Source organism: Xenorhabdus beddingii, assembly GCF_002127545.1.
GTDB lineage: Bacteria > Pseudomonadota > Gammaproteobacteria > Enterobacterales > Enterobacteriaceae > Xenorhabdus > Xenorhabdus beddingii.
In genome coordinates this window covers 1-685 of sequence record NZ_MUBK01000146.1, presented here as the reverse complement: position 1 = coordinate 685, position 685 = coordinate 1, and the positions used below count along the sequence as shown (strand labels likewise).

1 protein-coding gene is annotated in these 685 nt (G+C 50.7%); it reads left to right on the top strand.

Going from position 1 to position 685, the window contains the following annotated elements; translation table 11 throughout:
- Window positions 1-16: 16 nt before the first annotated feature.
- Window positions 17-685: primase-helicase zinc-binding domain-containing protein (locus Xbed_RS18935; RefSeq protein WP_279625551.1), on the top strand; the 669-nt coding region annotated here is incomplete at its 3' end.

Genomic DNA, 685 nt, shown 5'->3' with positions numbered 1-685 from the left:
CCAAAGTAGTGAAAACATCCGCCCGATAGACCTTATCCATACCGTGAAGAACGCGGCCATAAATCACTGGCAAAGCCTGTTACCTGCCTGTGGTGTTGAGGTTCCAACAAGGGGTAAACACGGCGCTTGCCCGATATGCGGTGGAACTGACCGTTTCCACTTTATGGATGATCACCATAACGGTGACTGGCATTGTCGCCAGTGTGATGAGCCGAATCACGGTGACGGGCTGGATTTAGTGGCAAGGGCGAAAAGGATCACCATTTTTGAAGCCGCTAAGTTAGTTTCTGGTGCGCTGGCGCTTCCCTTGCCGGAACCTAATCCCACCAAAGAAAAGCCCCGAACAGTAAAACCGATTGCGGAACGTGTCGCGGCATTAGTTGCAACTTCTGTTACGGGTGAATCTCAGTATCTGGTTAAAAAGGGGCTGCAATGCCCCAATCAGCGGTTATTGAAAGACGGTTCTTTGTTGCTGGTTACTCAGACTCTGGACGGAACAGTCACAGGCGCACAGATTATCAAGCCCAACGGTGAAAAGCGCCTTGTTTCAGGAACTCAGAAAAAAGGCAGTTTTATCCCCGTATCGGAGATTACCGGAACGCCGGACACAATCATCATTACCGAAGGTTATGCAACGGCACTCACTGTCAGCCAGTTACATGAAGGTCGGGTACTGGCGGCGATT